The following is a 19,505-nucleotide window of genomic DNA, read 5'->3' as shown; positions in this document are numbered from 1 at the left end:
CTTGGGCATAGGAGGCCTTGTAGACCCCTTTGGGATTACTGTTGCGCTTAACCTCCCGGCTGACTACCGATTTGTCCCTGCCGATGATAACGGCGATCTCCGAGATCTTCTTTCCGCTCGCTCTGTAAGCCTGGATTTCGTACCTTTGTTCCAGGGTTAAATGTGATTTTTCCATTCGCAATTCAAAAGTCGTTTTTTTCCCTTAAACATGCCAATTGGGGGTACCCCCAATTGGCATGTTTATTTCAACCTTTGTTGCATTTCTTAATTGAACTTACGTCAGTCCTCGCAAGCACAGCTTCATTGCGGCTCAATCCATACCTGAAATACTTAAAAACCGAGCAATGACCACTCCCGTTCTTATCAAATTCTGCCTGGTGACCTTTAAGGCATCCGCTAAATGCATCGGTTCGTGACAAATAGGCAGCACCACATCAAAAACATCATGCATATCAGCATCATAATCTAGTGGGACTTTCCCAGCAATGGCGATAACCGGCTTTCCCATTTCCTTAGCTTTTAATGCTAAGCCATATGGTCCTTTTCCTCCCAACGTCTGCCTGTCTAAACTTCCCTCTCCCGTTATAAGCATATCAGCTTTCTTTAACGCATCTTCCAAACCAGTCAATTCCATAAAATGCGCTATCCCACTCTTCAGCTGGGCATCCAACGCTGCATATAAACCACCTGCTGCTCCACCTGCCACTCCCCCAGCGTCTACCGCAGCCATATCCCTGCCAGTAACCTGCCTGATCTGCATGGCCAACTGCCCCAAAAAGACATCCAATGTCTTTATCTGTTCTTCGCTTGCTCCTTTCTGTGGCCCAAATACCGCTGCAGCCCCGCTTGTCCCCAACAACTTATTGGTCACGTCACAGAGAACAACAATCCTCACGTTTTGCAAACGTTTGTCCAACCCATATAAATCAACTTTGGCAAGCAACTGCAAACTCGCGGGGCAAGCGTCTAAAAGGTTCCCTTGCTTATCGTAAAAACGCGCACCTAATGCAGCCAAGATGCCACAGCCGCCATCAACCGTAGCAGAGCCTCCCATGCCGATGATAATCTCTTCGACACCTTGATCCAGTGCCTCCAAAATCAACTCACCTGTACCATAGGAAGTAGCCTTCATCGGATCTCGGTCTTCATCCTTTAAAAGTTTTATTCCCGAAGCATCCGACATTTCGATAAGCGCAATCTTTTTCTGTCGGACTAAACCGTAACTCGCTCGCACCGGTTCTGCCAAGGGTCCAGTTACGGTTTTCGGCACTTGTTCTGCTCCCAATTGGCGCAGAAGCAATGCAACCGTTCCATCTCCTCCATCACCTATGGGACAGTAAGAAAGTTCTCCCCGGTACCCTCCCAATTCTAACCCTTCTCCAATGGCCCTTGCTGCCGCTAAGGCGTCCAAACTGTGTTTAAAGGCATTGGGAGCCACTAATATGGATGATATTTTAGTAGGCATTGATTTATATATTTATGTACACAAGGTATCTAAACCTGAATTTTACAGAATAATTAGCGCCAATAAGTAAACAAAAACGATCGCAACCATTCCCATAAAAAAGGTTGCAACACTATAAACTTTCAACATCGCTTGCATAGGCAAGCCGGAAAATTTCGCAATCACCCAAAAATAAGCATCATTGGCATGTGAAATCATCATGGAACCCGCTCCCAAGGAAAGTACACAGATGATTTTTCCCGATTCGCTTTCAAGTCCCAAACTTGCCAATAGTGGTGCAACGATGGATGCAGCAGTAATAACGGCCACAGTGGATGATCCCTGAGCTGTTTTCAATACCGCGGCTACCAAAAACGGAAAAAACAGCCCCAAACTGGCAATCGGTATATTTTCGGAAAAATGCCTCCCCAAATCGGCTTTAGACAAAATAGCGCCAAAAGCTCCGCCAGCACCTATAATAACTAATATCCCCGCCGCTTTCTCTACGCCTTCATACAACAGTTTTGTAATTGCTTTTCTCGCCATGTGGCGATTTCCCATGAATACGAGTACTATTCCCACTAATAAGGCGAACTCCGGCATCCCCAGAGTAAGCAAGAGCAACTCATAAATACTTCCCGAAGCAACCAGGCCCACAGAAAATGAACGCAATGCGATTAATACAATAGGCACCAATATAGGTAATACCGCAGCCAGTAAAGAAGGATGAGCTTGCATAGGTTGCTCGGTAGCTGATTCAACAGTAATTTTTGGCAAGGGCACTTTCCGTCCCGCATAGTGCGACCATAAATATCCACAGTATGAGGTTGGGATAGCGATCAGCAAACCGTAGAGTATCACGGCACCAAAATCAGCTTCCAATGTACCAACGGCCGCGGCCATGCCTGGATGCGGAGGCATTAGGCAATGTACCGCATACAGGCCGGTAGCCAGTGATGAGGCCATTACCAATAAAGATGTCCTGGAACGAAAAGCCAATTCTTTGTTCAAGCCGTTCAATACAATGAAACCCGAATCGCAGAATATGGGCATCCCCACTATATAACCGCTCAAATTCATTGCCAAGGCAGATCTTGCTGCCCCCACTTTGGACAAAATAAAATTGGCAATAACCCTTGTACTATGTGTATATTCCAATAACATCCCGAGCGTAGTACCCAGTACGATGAGCAATGCCAATGACCCCATGATGTGTCCAAAACCTTCCTTGGCAATACGGATACTCTCCACTAACGGCAATTGAATGAAAGTACCTACCCACAAACATGCAACTAATAAAGCAAAAAAGGCGTGAATTCTGTAACGAACAGTCAGCAGTATGATCAACGAAATGCCTGTGAGCAGTGCGAGGATACTTTGCCAAAAAGAAACTTCATGTGCCATGAATGTTGGGAAATTGGTTATTCCGGCAAGATACGGAATAACCAATTTCCCTGCAACATCAAGCAATCGCCCCCATTAGGCTTCTGCAGAAAGAAGATCAGGTTCAATTTTCGGTGGTATCAACTTATATACAACTGGTGTGACAATGCGTGATAATAAAGTCGAGCTAATAAGCCCTCCGATCATCACAATAGCCAAAGGCGATATGAGCGGATTGCTAGACCATGCAATAGGCATCAAGCCTCCTATAGCCGTAAGCGTGGTCAATATAATGGGTAAGAACCTAATTTCTCCCGCCTTCTCTATGGCCTCATTCAACTCCATGCCTTCCCTCCGCAACTGATTGGTAAAGTCTACCAGCAAAATGGTATTCTTCACCTCGATACCGGCCAAGGCTACAATACCTATAGTGGCTACAAAAGATAAGGAGTTGCCGGTTATCAACAGGGCAAGTACAGCGCCCACCATGCCCAATGGAATGACAGATAGTACGATTAAAGTACTCTTGAAAGTCTTGAATTCCAATACCAGCACAGCTACGAATAGAAATACCGTGACCATGATGATGGTACCGAATCCGCCGAACGACTGCTCGCGGCTCTCCACCTCGCCGGCCATTTCATAGCGGTAGCCACTTGGAAGATCGACATCTTTCATCTTGGCATCTACGGCATTGATGACCCTATCGTTCTGATAGCCCTTGGCTACAAACGAATTGACCGATACGGAACGGGTCTTATTCAAATGGAAAATGCTGATGGGCGAGGATTCAAATTCCAATTTGGCCAATTGCTTTAAAGGGATGGGCGCACCTTGCACATTGTTTACATACAGCCCGTTGAACACCTGCATATCTGGGTAGGATGCCCTAGGCACGCTCAAGCGCAAAGTATAGTCGTCTCCATCTTCCTGCGGATTGCTATAGCTGGCCACGTCGAGCCCTGCCACGGCCATGCGCACCGTTCGATCTATGGATGTGGACGGCACCCCCAAGCTCATCGCCTTCTGCTTGTCCACCGTTAGCCTAAGGTCCATCAGATTATTTTTCACGGGGTTGTTCACATAAATAGTTCCTTCCGTCTCTAACAATAGCTGCTCCACCCCTGCTGCCAGCTTGCGTAGGGTATCGAGATTCTCGCCCGTCAAGCGTACCTCCACCGGTGAGATAATGGGAACCCCCTGCTCAAAATCCTTCACCTCCACCTTGGCACCCAGGTAGGGAGTCCATTTGCTTCGTAGGTGATCTATCAGCTCCGATTTCTTTTTGGCATTGACATCCGGTTTCAGCTGTACGAAAATCTCCGAGAAATCGTTCCGCTGGTTTTGCTGCTGCACGTTATAGTAGATACGGGGATTGCCCTTGCCCACGTTGGAAGCATAGTAGATGACTTCGGGAATCTGTGCCAATTCATGTTCTATGTCTTTCGTAAGACTATCGGTATAGGCCAGGCTAGACTGCTGCGGAGCGGTAATATTGATCAAAAACTGTGGTTTCTCCGATGAGGGGAACAAGCTGAAACCGACAACGGGAAACAGGGCAAGCGCTCCGCCAAAAACCAACAAAGCAATGAGCAAGGTAAAGCGCGGTTTTTTCAGTGCCTTATCGAGCAAAACGGCATAGGTACCATGGATAACCCGTTGAAAAGTACGCAAAACGACATTACCCTCTGGGTTTTCATGCGGTTTGAGGATTCTGCTCGCCAGAAAAGGCACCACCGTAAGTGCCACGATCATGGAAGCCAGCACACTACAGATGACAGCAACGGGCAAGCTTCTTATAAAATCGCCGGATGCCTCGGGCATGAACATTAATGGGCTGAAAGCAATGACCAGAGTGGCCGTACAGCCAATAATAGCCAAGGTAATTTGTTGCGTGCCCTTGATAGCCGCCGTCACGCGGTCATAGCCGTCACGCATCCATCGCTCAATATTTTCTACTACTACAATGCTGTCATCCACCAATAAGCCCAAGGCGACCACAAAACCTACGATACTCAATTGATTGAGGCTATAGCCAAAAGCGTTAAGGGCTACTATGCCCATAGATAGGGACAAAGGTATGGCAATCATCACCACGGCAGAGGCACGCGTGCCCAAAGGCAACAGCGTGATGAGCACCAAGCTGACGGCGATAATAAAATCGACTCCCAGCCCACTCAATCTATGGTTCACATTCTCGGCCTGGTCAAAATGCAGCACCAAATCCATATTGGACGGCAAAGCGCTTTTGTACTGCTCCAACACCTGCAAATATTCTTCTTGCACGGCACTGATATTTTGACCGCTCTTCATGGCCGCATTGACAAAGAGACAACGATACCCGTTCAATCGGGTGATATCGTCCTCCGGAGCAAAATCGGGATAGACCTGGGCCACATCTTCCAGCAAGACATTCTTGCCCTCGCTGCTGGATATGATTGTTTGTCTGATCTCGTCCAGGCTCTGGTAATTGCCACTTGTCTTGAGACTATAGGCATTTGACCCAACCACGATGCTGCCACCGGGGATATTGCTAGCCTCGCTCTGTATGGCCTGCACCACATTGTTCAAGGGGATTTTCATGCTGGCCAGCTTATCTGGGACCACATCTATACGTACCAATTGCTCGGGCAGTCCGCTGATGACCACATTTTTCAATGCCTTCACCTTTTCCAATTCCTCTTTCAGGTCTTCTGCCGCTTTTTTCATCTGCTTGCGCGAGGCATTTTCCGAAATGAGTGCCAGCTGCACGATATTGACATCGCTTGGCTGCACCTGCATCACCTCTATGCTATAGATATCCTGCGGCAATTTATCCCGCAGGCCAGCCGTCTCCCTGATCAGCTCCTGATACTTGTCGTCTACATTCGTATTATAGTTGTATTCCACAAAGAGCAGCGCCAGGCCATTGTATATGGTCGTCTTGATACGTTTGATGTCGTCCAGTCCATAGATTTGCGCTTCCATGGGCTTCACCACCAGCTCTTCCATATCCTTGGGACTAGTCCCCGGGTACACCACGGCAATGGGAAAGGATGGGGTTTTCATCTCCGGATCTTCGGCCCGTGGCATGGTCAACATCGTGCTGATGCCTACCACCAGCACCATCAATACCATGATGAGGGTGAACTGATAGTTCTTTATTGAATAGGATGATAAGTTCATCATGTCGTTCCCTTCTATTTTTTGTTCAGACCTGTGTGGATTACTTTGATGGGCGAACCATCGTTGAGGTAGGCACTGCCCGAGATAATGATATGCTGCACCCCCTCCAAGCCATCGGTCACCAACACGCCTTTGTCCTGAATATCGGCAATACGCACCGGTACGCGCCTTGCCGTCTTTCCATCGTTGCTGGCAAAGACGTAGGCCTTACCGGCATCTGCATCCAATATGGCCTCAAAGGGAATATGCCAAACTTGACGTTCATTCTTCGGCCATATCGTGGCCTTGGCAAACATGCCCGAGCCGATGGGGTATTTACTTTCCCCATCCACCATCAGCATGGCATTAAAAGTGCCCGAAGAGGGGTCTATGCTTTCGGATTTTTTGTGCACCCGTGCAGGAATACTGTCTCCATTGAGTGCTTCGAAAGTAATATATGCTTTATCCCCTACCGCAATGGACGCCCATTCCCTATCGCTGAGTCCCACCCGCAATTGCCAGCTATGCTGGGCAGCGCCATTGACCTGCAATATCGGTGTACCCGCCCCCACCACTTGACCTTCATTGGCCAATTTCCTCATCACATACCCCGAACTAAAGGCCCTGATTTCGGTTTGGTTCCTATTGAAGCTGGCCGAACTAAGCTGTTGCTGTGCCACCTTAAAGGCAGTTTCGGCATTCTGCAATTGCTCCAAGGTGGCCACACTGTCCTTATATAGCTGCAAGGCCCGCTTATAGTCACGCTCTGCTTTCTCTTCGGAAAGTTTGGCCTGGCCATATGCGGCATCTATTTCCGTGGGATTGAGCGAGGCCAATAGCTGCCCTTTTTTCACGGCATCTCCTTCCTTTACATAAATCTTGCTGACGACACCGCCGTTCTTGAAAGAAAGAACCGTCTCATCATCACTGGTGAAAAGCCCTGAACTCTCGATGCGACTGCCCACCTGGCCCTGTTGCAATGGCAGCAGACGTACGGGGATGGTATCGCTTTTTGCTAAAGTCGCCCCATCACCACCCGAGTGACCGCATCGGGCGAGGAACACACACAAAGACAATAAGGGCAAAAGAAAATAATTCCTATTCATAAGACAATCTGTTATTTGAGTGGGTAAGAGGCCATCTCGCGCTCCAAGCTCGCCGCGGCCTGTAATACATTGTATTTATTGATCTGAGCAGAGAGACGGGCCATGGTGAGCTGATTGCGTGCGTCTATGGTTTCGATATATGTATTGCTGCCTGCCTTATAACCTCTCTCTATCAACCGTTGGTAGGAAGAAGCCGCCTCCAATTGCTTCAAGGACGATTGATACACTTGCCAACTTGTTTGTAAGTGATCTCTCGCTATCTTATGGCTCATGGACAGCTGCTGCTCCACCTCATCCTTGCGCAGCAAGGCATTGTCCACGTCCAATGCCGCCTGCCTGATCTTTAGCCTATTTCGATTGCCATTGTAAATGGGCAAATCAAATTGCAGACCGACCATCATATAGCGCGACTGACCATTAAAACGCATTTGCTCAGCTTGAGTTCCTATATCCAAAAAACCGCTTAACTTAGGTATGTAAAAACCTTTGTTCATCTGCAATACGGTATTGTTGATTTCCACCAATTGTTTCAAAGACTGGATTTCCTCCCTTTTGGCGGTGTCTAGCCTTTCATTTATCAACGCAGTAGATTTCAAGAGCTCACCGTCGATGTCCACGGCGGTATCTATCAAGTCATCCCCACCCTTATTGAGCAAGGAATTGAAATAAAGCTGCGCGCTATGCTGCTGCTGCTCCGCTTGGCTGATCTGTGCTTTTACTTGCTCCATTTCGCTTTGCGAACGTAGCACATAGGCCGGCAAGCCTTTGCCGCTTTCCAGCAGACGTTCGTTCACGCGGTTCGACTCTTCCGCAAGCTCCAGCGAAGAGCGATAAACGGATACGGCTTGTTGAGCGCTTAAGTATTGGTAGTAAGCTAACTTGATTTCCTTGACCAACTCACGTTGGTAGGTATCGAGATCCAACTCACTAAGCACCACCTGCTGCTCATTGATTTTTTTGTTATAGCCGATATCCGTATTGATAAGAGGGACGGTTGTCCTGATGCGTGCATCGTAATAATTGCGGGGTAGGAAATTGATAGACTCGTTATCCAACATAGGAAATGCCTGCGAGTTGGTCAGCTGATTCAAGGTGGCATACACGGGATTCATCAGGTCGCCCAAGGGCAACTCGATGCTACGCCCACCGGTAGCCGTACTATAGGTAGTTTGAAAGTTGACGGAAGGCAGATAGTTACTTTTGGCACTTTTTAAGGCCAATAAAGCTTTGTCCAGCGAAATATTTTTTTGCCTGAGCACCAAATTATTCCTTAGCCCCTCTTCTATATACTGGTTTAATGCATTGGTCTGCGCATATCCCTGGTGAGTGGCAAGAGCAAACAAGAAAGCAAAAAATAACGTAGTTCTCATTATTAACAGTGTTATTATCCGAACAAAAAAAATTTAATCCTTCATCCTATTTAAAAGTGCAATAAAGTTTTCAAGCGCAGCATCAATAATTTCGCTGGATCCTTTACCTATCATTTTATGCATGCAAGCATGTTCCAAATGCCCATGCAAGCTCAGTGTACAGATGCCGTGCACAGTAGACCATATCAAAAAGGAGAAAACCCGGGTTTCCTGATCAACGAAATAACCAATACGCTGACATTCTTCCACGGTCTGCACAAGCATATCAAAAACCCCCATTCCCTCTTCCCATTCGCCATCCTCTTTTCCATCAGTAAAGTTTTCGATAAAATCCATCGGCTCTTTCATCACAAACATAAGTTCATAAAAATCAGGATTTTCTAAAGAGAACTTCAGGTAGGCGCGTCCCATTGCCTTAAGCCGTTCAAAAGGATTATCCACGTTGTGCAATGCTTCAAATCCTACTCTCATCAGCCGAAATCCCTCTTGATGTAAAGCATAGGCTATCGCCGCTTTATCATCATAATACAAATAGATAGTAGTAGGACTAAATTCTATCTCAGCAGCTATCTTACGGATGGATGTCGCTCCATAGCCTTCTTTCAAAAATAATTTCTTTGCCGCATCCAAAATGCGCTGCCGCAAATCTTCCTTGTGCCTATTCTTTCTTTCCTTGATCCCCATTTACGTTAAACTTTACGGGACAAATATAATTAACACTGTTAATATTACAAATTTATTTTTTTATTTTAGCCAGATACGGGGTAAACAGTGTAAAATATTCACCTCAAACTGGTCTTGCTTGATGCCTTATATCTTGATACTTGCGTCTGATCATCAGAAACAAAACGTAATATCTTTCATACATTTGGCTCGAAAACAAAAAAGGACACTAAATTCGCACCCTATAACCAAAACACATCGATAAATGAAATACTATATTCCAGCAATTGGAATAAGCCTAATGTCATTGACGGGCTTATCACAAGAGAAAGTAAGTATCCGGCCAGACAAATTCATCGACCCTGCCAATATGGACAAAAGCTTTAGTCCTGGGGACGACTTTTATAATTATGCCAGTGGCAATTGGCTCAAGAATAATCCCGTTCCGGCAAAGGAAACACGTTGGGGAAGTTTCAATCAGTTGCGCGATTTTAATGCGGAAGCCGTTAAGAGCATCTTGGAAGATGTCTCTTCACGCAAGGGCCTACAGTCTGGAAGCGCCGAGCAACGAGTAGGCGATTTTTTTGCCAGCGCCATGGATACCGTTACCATAGAGAAGTTGGGCAGTACCCCTATCCAAGCCGATTTGAAACGTATTGATCAAATAAAGGACACAAAAGGTCTTGTGAGCGAAATGGCCTACCTACGTACGCAAGGACTGGCTAGTGCCCTATACGGATTTTCTGTAGGACAAGACCGCAAGAACGTCACCGAAAATGTGGTGAACCTAAGCCAAGGGGGCACCACGCTTCCCGATCGCGATTATTACCTAGTAGACAATAAACGAAACGAGCAGATCAAGGCTGCCTATGAAAAGTATGTCGAAACACTTTTCACTTTATCCGGCATCAAACCTGCACAGGCCAAAGCATACTTCGGCATTGTATGGGAGATGGAATCCATTTTGGCCAAGGCACAATGGAGCAGGGTAGAAATGCGTGATCCATACCGCACATACAATAAGTTTTCCCTAGCCCAACTAGAAAAAAAAACGCCCAATCTCCATTGGGCTACTACCTTTGGAGATCTTGGCATTGATGCGCCAGACAGCGTATTGGTCAATAATCCTGATTTTATGGCCGCCGCTTCCGAGCTGTTGAGCACCAAAAGCTTGCAAGACTGGAAAGTGTACCTGAAATGGAATCTATTGAAAAATGCCTCCGGCAGCCTAAGTACGCCGTTTGTTGACGCCAGTTTTGCCTTCAATCAGGTATTGACCGGCCAAAAGGTGATGACGCCGAGATGGCAACGTACCTTCTCCACGATAGATCGCAATATCGGCGATTTACTAGGCCAGTTGTATGTAGCCAAATATTTCAAGCCCGAGGCGAAAGAGCGGATGGTACAATTGGTAAAAAACCTATCCGATACGTTCGAAGAGCGCATAAAGACATTGGATTGGATGAGTGATGAGACCAAGCAACGGGCATTGGAAAAACTGCATGCCTTCACTCCAAAAATTGGCTATCCCGACAAATGGAAAGATTATGAGGGCTTGGTCATCAACAGAAACGACTATTTCGGCAATCTGAGAAGAGCTAGCCAATGGTCTTACCAATACATGATAGCCCAACTGGGCAAGCCCGTAGACAAGACGCGTTGGGGAATGACCCCACCTACCGTAAATGCCTATTATAGTCCGGTGAACAATGAGATCGCGTTCCCTGCAGGCATCTTACAATTTCCTTTCTTCGATTTCGATGCAGATGATGCAGTCAACTATGGCGGAATCGGAGCGGTCATAGGCCATGAAATGACACACGGTTTCGACGACCAAGGCAGGCAATATGGTGCAGATGGAAACCTGAAAGACTGGTGGACCAAGGAAGATGCCGACAAATTTAAGGCTTTGGCAGACAAGGTAGTGGAACAATATAACGCCTATACCGTATTGGATACGGTACATGTGAATGGTAAGCTTACCTTGGGCGAGAACCTCGCAGATCTGGGTGGGCTGGCCATGGCCTACGCTGCATTCAAGAAAACACCTCAGGGCCAGTCGAACGAGCTGATTGACGGTTTTACACCCGACCAGCGCTTCTTCTTGTCCTGGGCACAGGTTTGGCGCATGAACACCTTGCCCGAAACTGCAGCACAACTCATATTGACAGATCCGCATGCACCTTCTACGGCAAGGACATTGGGCCCACTGGTCAACATGGACGCTTGGTACCAGGCTTTTGACATCAAACCGGGCGATAAGCTTTACAAGCCGGAAAGCGAGCGGATTAGGATCTGGTAAAAGGTTGATTCCCTTTAATTTCTTTGGGGGGCTAAAAAATATCAACTATGCTCTGCATGCCAGAGCATAGTTGATATTTTTTAGCCCCCTTTATATTACCATGGCTACTATACCTTCAAAAAGACGATCTTTGTATTAAGTCTTCAGCAAACGCTGTATTTCGTCCAATTTCATCAGTGCCTCAACAGGTGTAAGCGTATTTACGTCCAGGTTGTTAAGTACATCTCTGATCTTTACCAATACCGGATCGTCAATTGAAAACATCTGCAACTGGTAAGCTTGCTTCTGTATTTTCTTCATGCTATCCTTGATATGCTCGCCCCCGGTACGCTCTTGTTCCAAGCGCTTCAGTATCTCTCCAGCCCTGGCAATCAGTTTGACAGGCATACCGGCCATCTTGGCAACATGTATCCCAAAACTATGCTCACTCCCTCCGGGCACCAGCTTTCTCAGGAAAATCACTTTGTTTCCGACCTCCTTTACCGAAACGTTAAAATTCTTGATCCGGTTAAACGAATTGCTCAATTCATTCAATTCATGATAGTGCGTAGCAAAGAGTGTCTTCGCCCTAGCGGTGGGATGGTTGTGAATAAATTCGGCAATGGCCCAAGCAATGGAAATGCCATCGTAAGTACTTGTTCCCCTTCCTATTTCATCTAACAAAACGAGGCTGCGATCAGATAGGTTGTTGAGGATGCTGGCCGTTTCATTCATTTCCACCATAAAGGTCGACTCGCCCGAGGAAAGGTTATCCGATGCTCCCACACGCGTGAATATCTTATCCACTAAACCTATGTGGGCATCCTTGGCAGGAACATAACAGCCCATTTGCGCCATCAACACGATGAGTCCCGTTTGCCGGAGCAAAGCTGATTTACCCGCCATATTTGGCCCCGTGATGATGATGATCTGCTGAGAGTCACTGTCCAGATACACGTCATTTGTAATATAACTTTCACCTATCGGCAATGTCTTTTCTATTACAGGATGCCGTCCACCTTTGATATCGATGACCTTGCTGTCGGACATCATTGGTTTTACGTAGTAATTCTTCTTGGCGATATCCGCAAAGTTCAACAATACGTCCAGTTTGGCAATAAGCTGTGCATTGAGCTGAATAGGTTTAATGTACTCACTCAATATAGACAGCAACTCTGCGAACAACCTATTCTCAATCTGCTGAATTTTCTCCTCCGCTCCCAAGATTTGCTCCTCGTACTCCTTTAGCTCGCTCGTGATATAGCGCTCGGCATTGACCAAAGTTTGCTTGCGTACCCAATCGGCAGGCACTTTATCCTTGTGCGCATTTGTGACTTCCAGATAATAACCAAATACGTTGTTGAAGGATATTTTCAAGGAAGGGATACCCGTAGCCTCGGCCTCGCGTTTCTGTATCTCCAATAGGAAATCCTTTCCACCGAATGCGATCTTGCGCAGTCTGTCCAACTCAGCGTCTACACCGTCGGCAATCACATTGCCCTTGGCCAGTAGCACCGGCGGGTCGGACTGAACCTCCTTTTCTATTTTATCGCGAATGAACAAACAGGGATTGAGCTGTTCGGAGATGACTTGCAGGGCAGCCACCTCTGACTGTGATGTCCATTCCTTTAGCTGTTGTACGGCGTACAAGGCTCTTTTCAATTGCACCACCTCTCGAGGTTGGGCCTTCAAAAGACCTATTTTGCTGATGAGCCGCTCCATGTCCCCAACCTGCTTTATTTCCTTGATAAGGGCACTACTGAGAGAAGGGTCATTAAGCAGGTATTCCACCACATCCAGTCGCTCTTGGATAGGCTTTATTTCCTTTAAAGGCATTACCATCCAGCGCTTGAGTAGACGTGCTCCCATGGGAGACGAAGTATGGTCCAACACGTCAGACAAGGTCTTAGCATTTTCGTTTGACGAACCGATCAACTCCAGGTTACGGATGGTAAAACGGTCCAGCCACATATAACCGTCTTCCTCTATGCGGGAAATATTGGAGATATGCTGTAGGTGGCGATGCTCTGTTTCATTAAGATAGTGCAAGGCAACGCCAGCAGCCACAATGGCCAGCCCCATGCGTTCAATGCCGAAACCTTTCAGCGACTGTACCTCGAAATGTTTCAGCAGCGTTTCCTTCGCATAGTCTCCCGAATACACCCAATCTTCCAACTGATAAGTATAAAACCGATCTCCAAAACACTCTAGAAACTCCTTTTTGTTCTTGCGGCTGAAGATAACTTCACTGGGTTTAAATCCCTGCAAAAGCTTGTCGATATAGGCTGCTCCTCCCTGCGCGACCAAAAACTCGCCGGTAGAAATATCCAATAGGGATATACCTAATTGATTCTTTTCAAAGTAAAGCGATGCCAAATAATTATTGGACTTTTGTTGCACAATATTATCATTGTAAGATACCCCCGGCGTCACCAACTCTGTAACACCACGTTTCACAATGGTCTTCGTCGTTTTGGGGTCTTCCAACTGGTCGCATATGGCCACTCTTTGCCCAGCACGCACCAACTTAGGCAAATAGGTTTCCAGCGAATGGTGTGGAAAACCTGCCAATTCCGTTTCGGAGGCACTGCCACTGCCCCGTTTTGTCAGTACGATGCCTAATATCTCCGCTGCCTTTACCGCATCAGAACCAAAGGTCTCATAGAAATCGCCCACCCTGAACAACAGTAAGGCCCCTGGATATTTAACCTTGATAGCATTGTATTGGTGCATCAATGGCGTTTCTTTTTTAGCCGCTTTTGCCAAAATATTCTTCTAGTTTCGGTTTTACCTTAAATCATTCATCTTCGTCTTCATCGACTATAGACTCCCCCTTGGCTCCTTTATAAGCCGCCAGTAGCTCAGAATAAGCGTGCCCGTCACCCGCACGTTGAGCCACGGCTAAGCCTTTTTCATAAACTGCTATGGCTTCCTCTTTCCTGTCCAGCGCTTCATAAAGCTTGGCTAAATGATAATATGTGCCCACATAGTCCGGATGGCCTATCAACAATTCATTATAATAAAACAAAGCAGGCTCCACCTCATTGAGCTTCAAATACTCGGATGCCAGCGCATATAGAATAAATGGGTCGTCGGGCTGCTGTTGCTTAAATGTCAATAATTGTGCTAATCGCGTCCTGCTCATGATGCGCAAACTTAAAGATATTTTGGCATAATGACGACATCCACGCAAACCATGTGCAAAGAAATAGGCATATTGCCACCAGGTATCTCAACTGGTGGACAAACAAAATATTTTTTACAAAAAATACTATGCAAGCATAATAATTTTCCTATCTTTGTGTGAGCATGGAATTGAGGTAAGAGCGTTGTATTGCTTGCCCCCTTTGCTTTTGACCATTTATTGAACTATTAATTTATATCAATCTGTTACTTTATGAAAGTTTTAGTGTGTATCAGTAATGTGCCAGACACCACCACGAAGATAACCTTCACGAACGACAACACGGAGTTCAACGCAAGTGGAGTACAGTTTATCGTCAATCCCTATGATGAAATAGCCCTATCGAAAGCCATTGCCCTCACCGAAGCGGGCAAGGGAAGTATAACCGTAATTCATGTGGGCGAGCCAAGTGCCGACCCTACTATTCGCAAGGCGCTGGCTACGGGAGCCGATGAAGCTGTGAGGATAAATGCTGTGCCCCACAGTGCCTGGTTTGTAGCCAATCAGATAGCCCACTACGCAAAGGACAAATCATACGACCTGATCTTACTGGGCCGCGAATCCATCGACTATAACGGGTCTCAAGTAGCCGGTATGCTTGGCGAACTACTGGGAATACCTTCGGTTTCTGCCGTAAAGAAACTCGATATTGAGGGCGAACGCGTCGTTGTAGAGCGCGAGATCGAAGGTGGCAAAGAGTTGCTTTCTCTCCCACTTCCAGCGGTACTTGGCACATCGGAAGGAGTGGCCGAACCACGAATTCCAAACATGCGAGGCATCATGTCTGCCAGAACGAAGCCTCTCACCGTAGTGGAACCGATAGCGGTAGAAGAGCTGGCGCATATTGTGCGCTACGAAACGCCAGCACCCAGAGGAGCCATTACGTTCGTCGATGCGTCGGAGCCCGAAAAGCTGGTGGAATTGTTGCACAGCAAGGCAAAAGTAATCTAAGCTACTAAATCATGAGTTGCTGAACGAAATGCCTGCCGCACGCAGGAGGTCCCGAACTGGTTTTGGGATGAGTTATAAAGTTTTAAGTTCTAAGTTTTAAATTCAAAAAGAGATGTCAGTGTTAGTATATGTAGAAAATACGGAAGGAAAGTTCAAAAAAACAGTCTATGAGCTGATAAGTTATGCCAAGTCTATCGCTGATTTGTATGGCAGCCAGCTAACGGCTCTTTCCATAGGGCATGTAGCTGATGACGAGCTCAAAAGTCTTGGCCGGTACGGTGTTTCCAAGATACTCCGGGTAGATTCAGAACAATTTAAGTCCTTTGTCAATCAGGCCTATGCTTCCGTCATTGCTTCGGCCGCAAAACACACAAATGCCAATACCGTTGTCATATCCAATTCCTTTAGTGGCAAGGGGCTGGCTCCGCGAGTTGCGGCAAAGCTGGGCGCAGGCTTGGCCGATGGGGCTATTGATCTGCCAACCATCGATGGAAATACCCTCAGCATAAGAAAAACAGCCTTTTCAGGAAAGGCCTATGCCATTACCGAGCTGACCTCTGCCATCAAAGTTATTGCCTTAACGCCCAACTCTTATGACGTAAAGGAAAATCCCACAGATAGCTCGATAGAAGATTTCGCTCCAGAAAACGAAGAACACGATTTCGACACAATAATTAAGGAAATTGTGCGTGCAAGTGACAAAATCACCTTGCCTGATGCTGAAATCGTAGTTTCGGCAGGAAGGGGGTTAAAAGGTCCCGAAAACTGGGGCATAATAGAGGATCTGGCAGAGGTTCTAGGTGCTGCCACCGCTTGCTCCAAGCCCGTTTCGGACGCCGGATGGCGCCCCCATTCGGAGCACGTGGGGCAAACGGGCATCGTCATTAGCCCCAATTTATACGTTGCCATTGGCATTTCCGGTGCTATACAGCATTTGGCAGGTGTAAGCTCGTCGAAGACTATTGTGGTCATCAACAAGGACCCCGAAGCGCCGTTTTTTAAAGTGGCTGACTACGGTATCGTGGGTGATGCCTTTGAAGTAGTACCAAAAATCACGCAAGCCATTAAGGCATACAAAGGCTAGATTATGCTTTCAAAGCACTACTATCTTCAAATTGATTGTAGTGCTTTGAAAGCATTTTTGCATATTTGCCTTAATGAATAAGATCAAGTTAGATATCGTTGGCCTATCGTTCAGCCAAACTCAATCTGGTGCTTATGCCTTGGTACTCGGTGAAGTAGGTGGCCAAAGGAGGCTGCCCATCATTATAGGGGGCAGCGAAGCACAAGCCATCGCCGTGGAGATGGAGAAAGTACCTTTAAGTCGACCCCTCACCCATGATCTGTTCAAAACATTTGCCAATACCTTTCAAATTGCTATCACTGAGGTAATCATATACAACTTGGTAGACGGCGTATTCTATGCTAAATTGCTTTGTTCCAACGGAAATCGCAAAGTGGAGATAGATGCCCGTTCTTCAGATGCCATCGCCCTTGCTATACGTTTTGGCTGCCCCATCTATACCTATGAATTCATTCTGGCCTCCGCAGGCATTGTTATAGATAGCAATGACTATGCATTTTTGGAAAACATCCAGACTTCTACAAGCACCAGCGAGACTAAACAAACCGCTAGTAAACGTGATTTCTCCGATCTTTCCGATGACGCCTTAATGGAAATGCTCCAAAAGGCACTAGAAGACGAAGCTTACGAGAAGGCAGCCCAAATAAGGGATGAAATATCAAGAAGAAAGTCATCTTAATCTTCACTGAAGTATGTAACAAATATACCTTCGCATATATGTCTATAAAAATTAGATTGACGCTCATGAGCTTCCTGCAGTTTTTTGTCTGGGGAGCCTGGATGATTACCATTGGCGTATATTGGTTTCAAAACAAGCAATGGTCGGGCAGTGAATTTGGTGCCATCTTTTCCACCCTGGGCATTTCCTCCTTGTTTATGCCCGCGTTGACCGGTATCATTGCCGATAAATGGATCAACGTTGAATTTCTTTACGGTATACTGCACATCCTTTTCGGTTGTACTTTCCTCTACCTACCTTATGTAGATGATCCGCAAACGTTTTTTTGGGTTATCCTGTTGGCAATGATCTTTTATATGCCTACCATTGCCCTGTCCAATTCAATAGCCTATTCTTTATTGAAAAAGAAAGGATATGACGTCATTAAAGACTTCCCCCCTATCCGTGTTTGGGGAACGGTAGGTTTCGTTGTTGCTATGTGGGTGACAGACTTAACCGGCAACAAGGCATTGACAGGTCAATTCTATATTTCGGCCGTCGCAGCCATCGGGCTGGGGATTTATGCTTTTACCCTTCCCGCCTGCCCTCCGTTGAGGTCGAATACGGAAAACGCTTCGCTAAGTGGCCGTTTGGGATTGAACGCCTTCCGCTTGTTCCGAATCCCGAAGATGGCCTTATTTTTCATATTCTCCATGTTCCTTGGGGGAGCGCTTCAATTAACTAACATGTACGGCGATGCCTACCTTTCCGATTTTGGCAATATCCCGGCATATGCCGATTCCTTTGTGGTAAGGCATTCTACTATCATCCTTTCTATTTCCCAAATATCGGAAACCGTTTTCATCCTCGCTATACCGTTCTTTTTACGACGCTTTGGCATTAAGCAGGTCATGCTGATCAGCATGTTGGCCTGGGTACTGCGATTTGGTCTTCTGGCCTATGCCAACCCAATAGACGGCGTTTGGATGATTATTTTGTCCTGCATCGTATATGGCATGGCCTTTGATTTTTTCAACATATCGGGCTCGTTATTTGTGGAGACCAGCACCCATCCGAGTATCCGCTCGTCTGCACAGGGACTGTTCATGATGATGACCAATGGGTTCGGAGCTATACTGGGTAGCTTCATGAGCGGCTTTCTCATCGAACGATATTTCACCGAAGATAGCGGACGCATGATGTGGCAGGAAATATGGATCAGCTTTGCGGCCTACGCCTTGGTGATAGCGTTTTTGTTTTCTTTTCTATTCAAGCATAGACATGAGCCGGCAACCTCGGACGAACCAGCGACAGCAAAGGGTTAGTACCTGCCCTTAACTGGCAGATGTGTTTCTCTGCCTGATGGCTTCATAGATAATGACCCCGGCGCTCACCGACACATTCAAAGATGCTATCTCGCCATACATAGGGATCTTGGCAAGATGGTCTGCTGAACGAATGATATCATTGGATATACCCTTGTCCTCTGCCCCCATTACAATAGCCGTAGGCAAAGTATAATCTGGCTCGTATATCAGTTTGTCCGTTTTCTCCGTACAGGCCACCACTTGCAGGCCCGATGCCTGTAAGAAATGCATGACCTGATTTAAGCTCTCATGTCTACAGACGGGAATGGTATACAATGCCCCGGCAGAGGTCTTAATGGCATCTGGATTGATCTCTGCCGATCCTTTGGTAGGAACTACGATAGCATGGACCCCAGCACAAGCCGCAGTACGTGCTATAGCCCCCATATTGCGCACATCGGTAATTCCATCCAAAATAAGGACAAAAGGCGTCTCCCCCTTTTCGTATACCATGGGGATCACGTCTTCAATCTTGTAATAGCTTATAGGCGAAATCACCCCTATCACCCCTTGGTGATTCTTCCGCGTAATCCGATTCAGCTTTTCAACTGGAACTTGGCTGTAAGGTATAGCTCTTTCACGCAATACGTTTTTGAGCTCGGAAATCAATTCGCCACTCAATCCACGTTGTATAAACAAGGATTCGAGCTCATTGCCATTCTCTATTGCCTCTAGCACTGGGCGAATGCCAAATACCATTTTGTTATAATCCCTGGGTGCTTGTTTTGTGTAGTGTTCCATATCAAATAATTCGGGCGCAAGTTACGTATAATCTGCCATCAATTTTTCCTATTAAGCAAATTGGCCCATCAGCTTATCAACAGGGGCAACACTTATCCACACCAATATAACTAGCTGAAAAGCAATATC

At 46.5% G+C, this 19,505-nt stretch carries 15 protein-coding genes; 5 read left to right on the top strand and 10 right to left on the bottom strand.

Features of this window, described 5'->3' with window-relative positions:
* From A37S_RS26740 to A37S_RS0115745, 7 genes are all read right to left on the bottom strand, one after another.
* On the bottom strand, window positions 1-175 hold a 175-nt coding region (locus A37S_RS26740), incomplete at its 3' end, for a helix-turn-helix domain-containing protein (RefSeq protein WP_084163936.1).
* A 135-nt stretch (window positions 176-310) separates the two neighbouring features.
* Entirely contained in the window at window positions 311-1,465 is a 1,155-nt protein-coding gene (locus A37S_RS0115770; RefSeq protein ID WP_028297828.1) for a glycerate kinase, read from the bottom strand.
* Window positions 1,466-1,507: 42 nt separating this feature from the next.
* Window positions 1,508-2,848 (bottom strand): GntP family permease, encoded by a 1,341-nt coding sequence (locus tag A37S_RS0115765; RefSeq protein WP_028297827.1) that lies wholly within the window; start codon window positions 2,846-2,848, stop codon window positions 1,508-1,510.
* A gap of 75 nt (window positions 2,849-2,923) precedes the next feature.
* Entirely contained in the window at window positions 2,924-5,995 is a 3,072-nt protein-coding gene (locus A37S_RS0115760; protein ID WP_245586406.1) for an efflux RND transporter permease subunit, read from the bottom strand.
* Window positions 5,996-6,006: 11 nt separating this feature from the next.
* On the bottom strand, window positions 6,007-7,077 hold the full coding sequence (locus tag A37S_RS0115755; RefSeq protein WP_028297825.1) for an efflux RND transporter periplasmic adaptor subunit: 1,071 nt from the start codon (window positions 7,075-7,077) through the stop codon (window positions 6,007-6,009).
* A gap of 11 nt (window positions 7,078-7,088) precedes the next feature.
* Window positions 7,089-8,447, bottom strand: a complete 1,359-nt coding sequence (locus A37S_RS0115750; RefSeq protein WP_036602787.1) for a TolC family protein — start codon at window positions 8,445-8,447, stop codon at window positions 7,089-7,091.
* A gap of 33 nt (window positions 8,448-8,480) precedes the next feature.
* The gene (locus A37S_RS0115745; RefSeq protein ID WP_028297823.1) at window positions 8,481-9,131 is read right to left on the bottom strand and encodes a TetR/AcrR family transcriptional regulator; all 651 of its coding nucleotides are present in this window, start codon (window positions 9,129-9,131) and stop codon (window positions 8,481-8,483) included.
* Window positions 9,132-9,375: 244 nt separating this feature from the next.
* Here A37S_RS0115745 and A37S_RS0115740 point away from each other — a divergent pair, with 244 nt between their 5' ends.
* Complete coding sequence (locus tag A37S_RS0115740) at window positions 9,376-11,412, top strand: M13 family metallopeptidase (protein ID WP_028297822.1); 2,037 nt, start codon at window positions 9,376-9,378, stop codon at window positions 11,410-11,412.
* 135 nt (window positions 11,413-11,547) lie between these two features.
* Here A37S_RS0115740 and mutS read toward each other — a convergent pair whose 3' ends face one another.
* Both mutS and A37S_RS0115730 read right to left on the bottom strand, forming a co-directional pair.
* Window positions 11,548-14,157: a DNA mismatch repair protein MutS gene (gene mutS / locus A37S_RS0115735; protein WP_028297821.1), complete on the bottom strand. Its 2,610-nt coding sequence runs from the start codon at window positions 14,155-14,157 to the stop codon at window positions 11,548-11,550.
* 31 nt (window positions 14,158-14,188) lie between these two features.
* Entirely contained in the window at window positions 14,189-14,536 is a 348-nt protein-coding gene (locus A37S_RS0115730) for a tetratricopeptide repeat protein (RefSeq protein WP_028297820.1), read from the bottom strand.
* Between the two features lie 252 nt (window positions 14,537-14,788).
* On the opposite strand from A37S_RS0115730, the gene A37S_RS0115725 reads away from it, so the two are divergent.
* From A37S_RS0115725 to A37S_RS0115710, 4 genes are all read left to right on the top strand, one after another.
* Window positions 14,789-15,526 (top strand): electron transfer flavoprotein subunit beta/FixA family protein, encoded by a 738-nt coding sequence (locus tag A37S_RS0115725; protein WP_028297819.1) that lies wholly within the window; start codon window positions 14,789-14,791, stop codon window positions 15,524-15,526.
* A 112-nt stretch (window positions 15,527-15,638) separates the two neighbouring features.
* Window positions 15,639-16,610: an electron transfer flavoprotein subunit alpha/FixB family protein gene (locus A37S_RS0115720; protein WP_028297818.1), complete on the top strand. Its 972-nt coding sequence runs from the start codon at window positions 15,639-15,641 to the stop codon at window positions 16,608-16,610.
* A 73-nt stretch (window positions 16,611-16,683) separates the two neighbouring features.
* On the top strand, window positions 16,684-17,289 hold the full coding sequence (locus A37S_RS0115715; protein ID WP_028297817.1) for a bifunctional nuclease family protein: 606 nt from the start codon (window positions 16,684-16,686) through the stop codon (window positions 17,287-17,289).
* Window positions 17,290-17,327: 38 nt separating this feature from the next.
* Complete coding sequence (locus A37S_RS0115710) at window positions 17,328-18,593, top strand: nucleoside permease (RefSeq protein ID WP_028297816.1); 1,266 nt, start codon at window positions 17,328-17,330, stop codon at window positions 18,591-18,593.
* Window positions 18,594-18,602: 9 nt separating this feature from the next.
* On the opposite strand, the gene rlmB is transcribed toward A37S_RS0115710, so the two are convergent.
* A complete protein-coding gene (rlmB, locus tag A37S_RS0115705) occupies window positions 18,603-19,376 on the bottom strand; it encodes a 23S rRNA (guanosine(2251)-2'-O)-methyltransferase RlmB (RefSeq protein WP_028297815.1) in 774 nt (257 codons plus the stop codon).
* Between the last annotated feature and the right edge of the window lie 129 nt (window positions 19,377-19,505).

Origin of the sequence: Olivibacter sitiensis DSM 17696, assembly GCF_000427965.1 — a bacterium.
GTDB classification, from domain to species: Bacteria; Bacteroidota; Bacteroidia; order Sphingobacteriales; family Sphingobacteriaceae; genus Olivibacter; species Olivibacter sitiensis.
Note: the sequence above shows the minus strand (reverse complement) of the source record. Positions and strands in the feature narration are given on the sequence as shown.

Bases quoted from the DNA above. Each gene is read 5' to 3' on its own strand.
- A37S_RS0115745 (WP_028297823.1), bottom strand. From the start codon at position 9,131: ATGGGGATCAAGGAAAGAAAGAATAGGCACAAGGAAGATTTGCGGCAG.
- A37S_RS0115720 (WP_028297818.1), top strand. From the start codon at position 15,639: ATGTCAGTGTTAGTATATGTAGAAAATACGGAAGGAAAGTTCAAAAAA.
- A37S_RS0115770 (WP_028297828.1), bottom strand. From the start codon at position 1,465: ATGCCTACTAAAATATCATCCATATTAGTGGCTCCCAATGCCTTTAAA.
- A37S_RS0115715 (WP_028297817.1), top strand. From the start codon at position 16,684: ATGAATAAGATCAAGTTAGATATCGTTGGCCTATCGTTCAGCCAAACT.
- A37S_RS0115710 (WP_028297816.1), top strand. From the start codon at position 17,328: ATGTCTATAAAAATTAGATTGACGCTCATGAGCTTCCTGCAGTTTTTT.
- A37S_RS0115750 (WP_036602787.1), bottom strand. From the start codon at position 8,447: ATGAGAACTACGTTATTTTTTGCTTTCTTGTTTGCTCTTGCCACTCAC.
- A37S_RS0115725 (WP_028297819.1), top strand. From the start codon at position 14,789: ATGAAAGTTTTAGTGTGTATCAGTAATGTGCCAGACACCACCACGAAG.
- A37S_RS0115755 (WP_028297825.1), bottom strand. From the start codon at position 7,077: ATGAATAGGAATTATTTTCTTTTGCCCTTATTGTCTTTGTGTGTGTTC.
- A37S_RS0115740 (WP_028297822.1), top strand. From the start codon at position 9,376: ATGAAATACTATATTCCAGCAATTGGAATAAGCCTAATGTCATTGACG.
- A37S_RS0115765 (WP_028297827.1), bottom strand. From the start codon at position 2,848: ATGGCACATGAAGTTTCTTTTTGGCAAAGTATCCTCGCACTGCTCACA.
- A37S_RS0115760 (WP_245586406.1), bottom strand. From the start codon at position 5,995: ATGATGAACTTATCATCCTATTCAATAAAGAACTATCAGTTCACCCTC.
- A37S_RS0115730 (WP_028297820.1), bottom strand. From the start codon at position 14,536: ATGAGCAGGACGCGATTAGCACAATTATTGACATTTAAGCAACAGCAG.
- rlmB (WP_028297815.1), bottom strand. From the start codon at position 19,376: ATGGAACACTACACAAAACAAGCACCCAGGGATTATAACAAAATGGTA.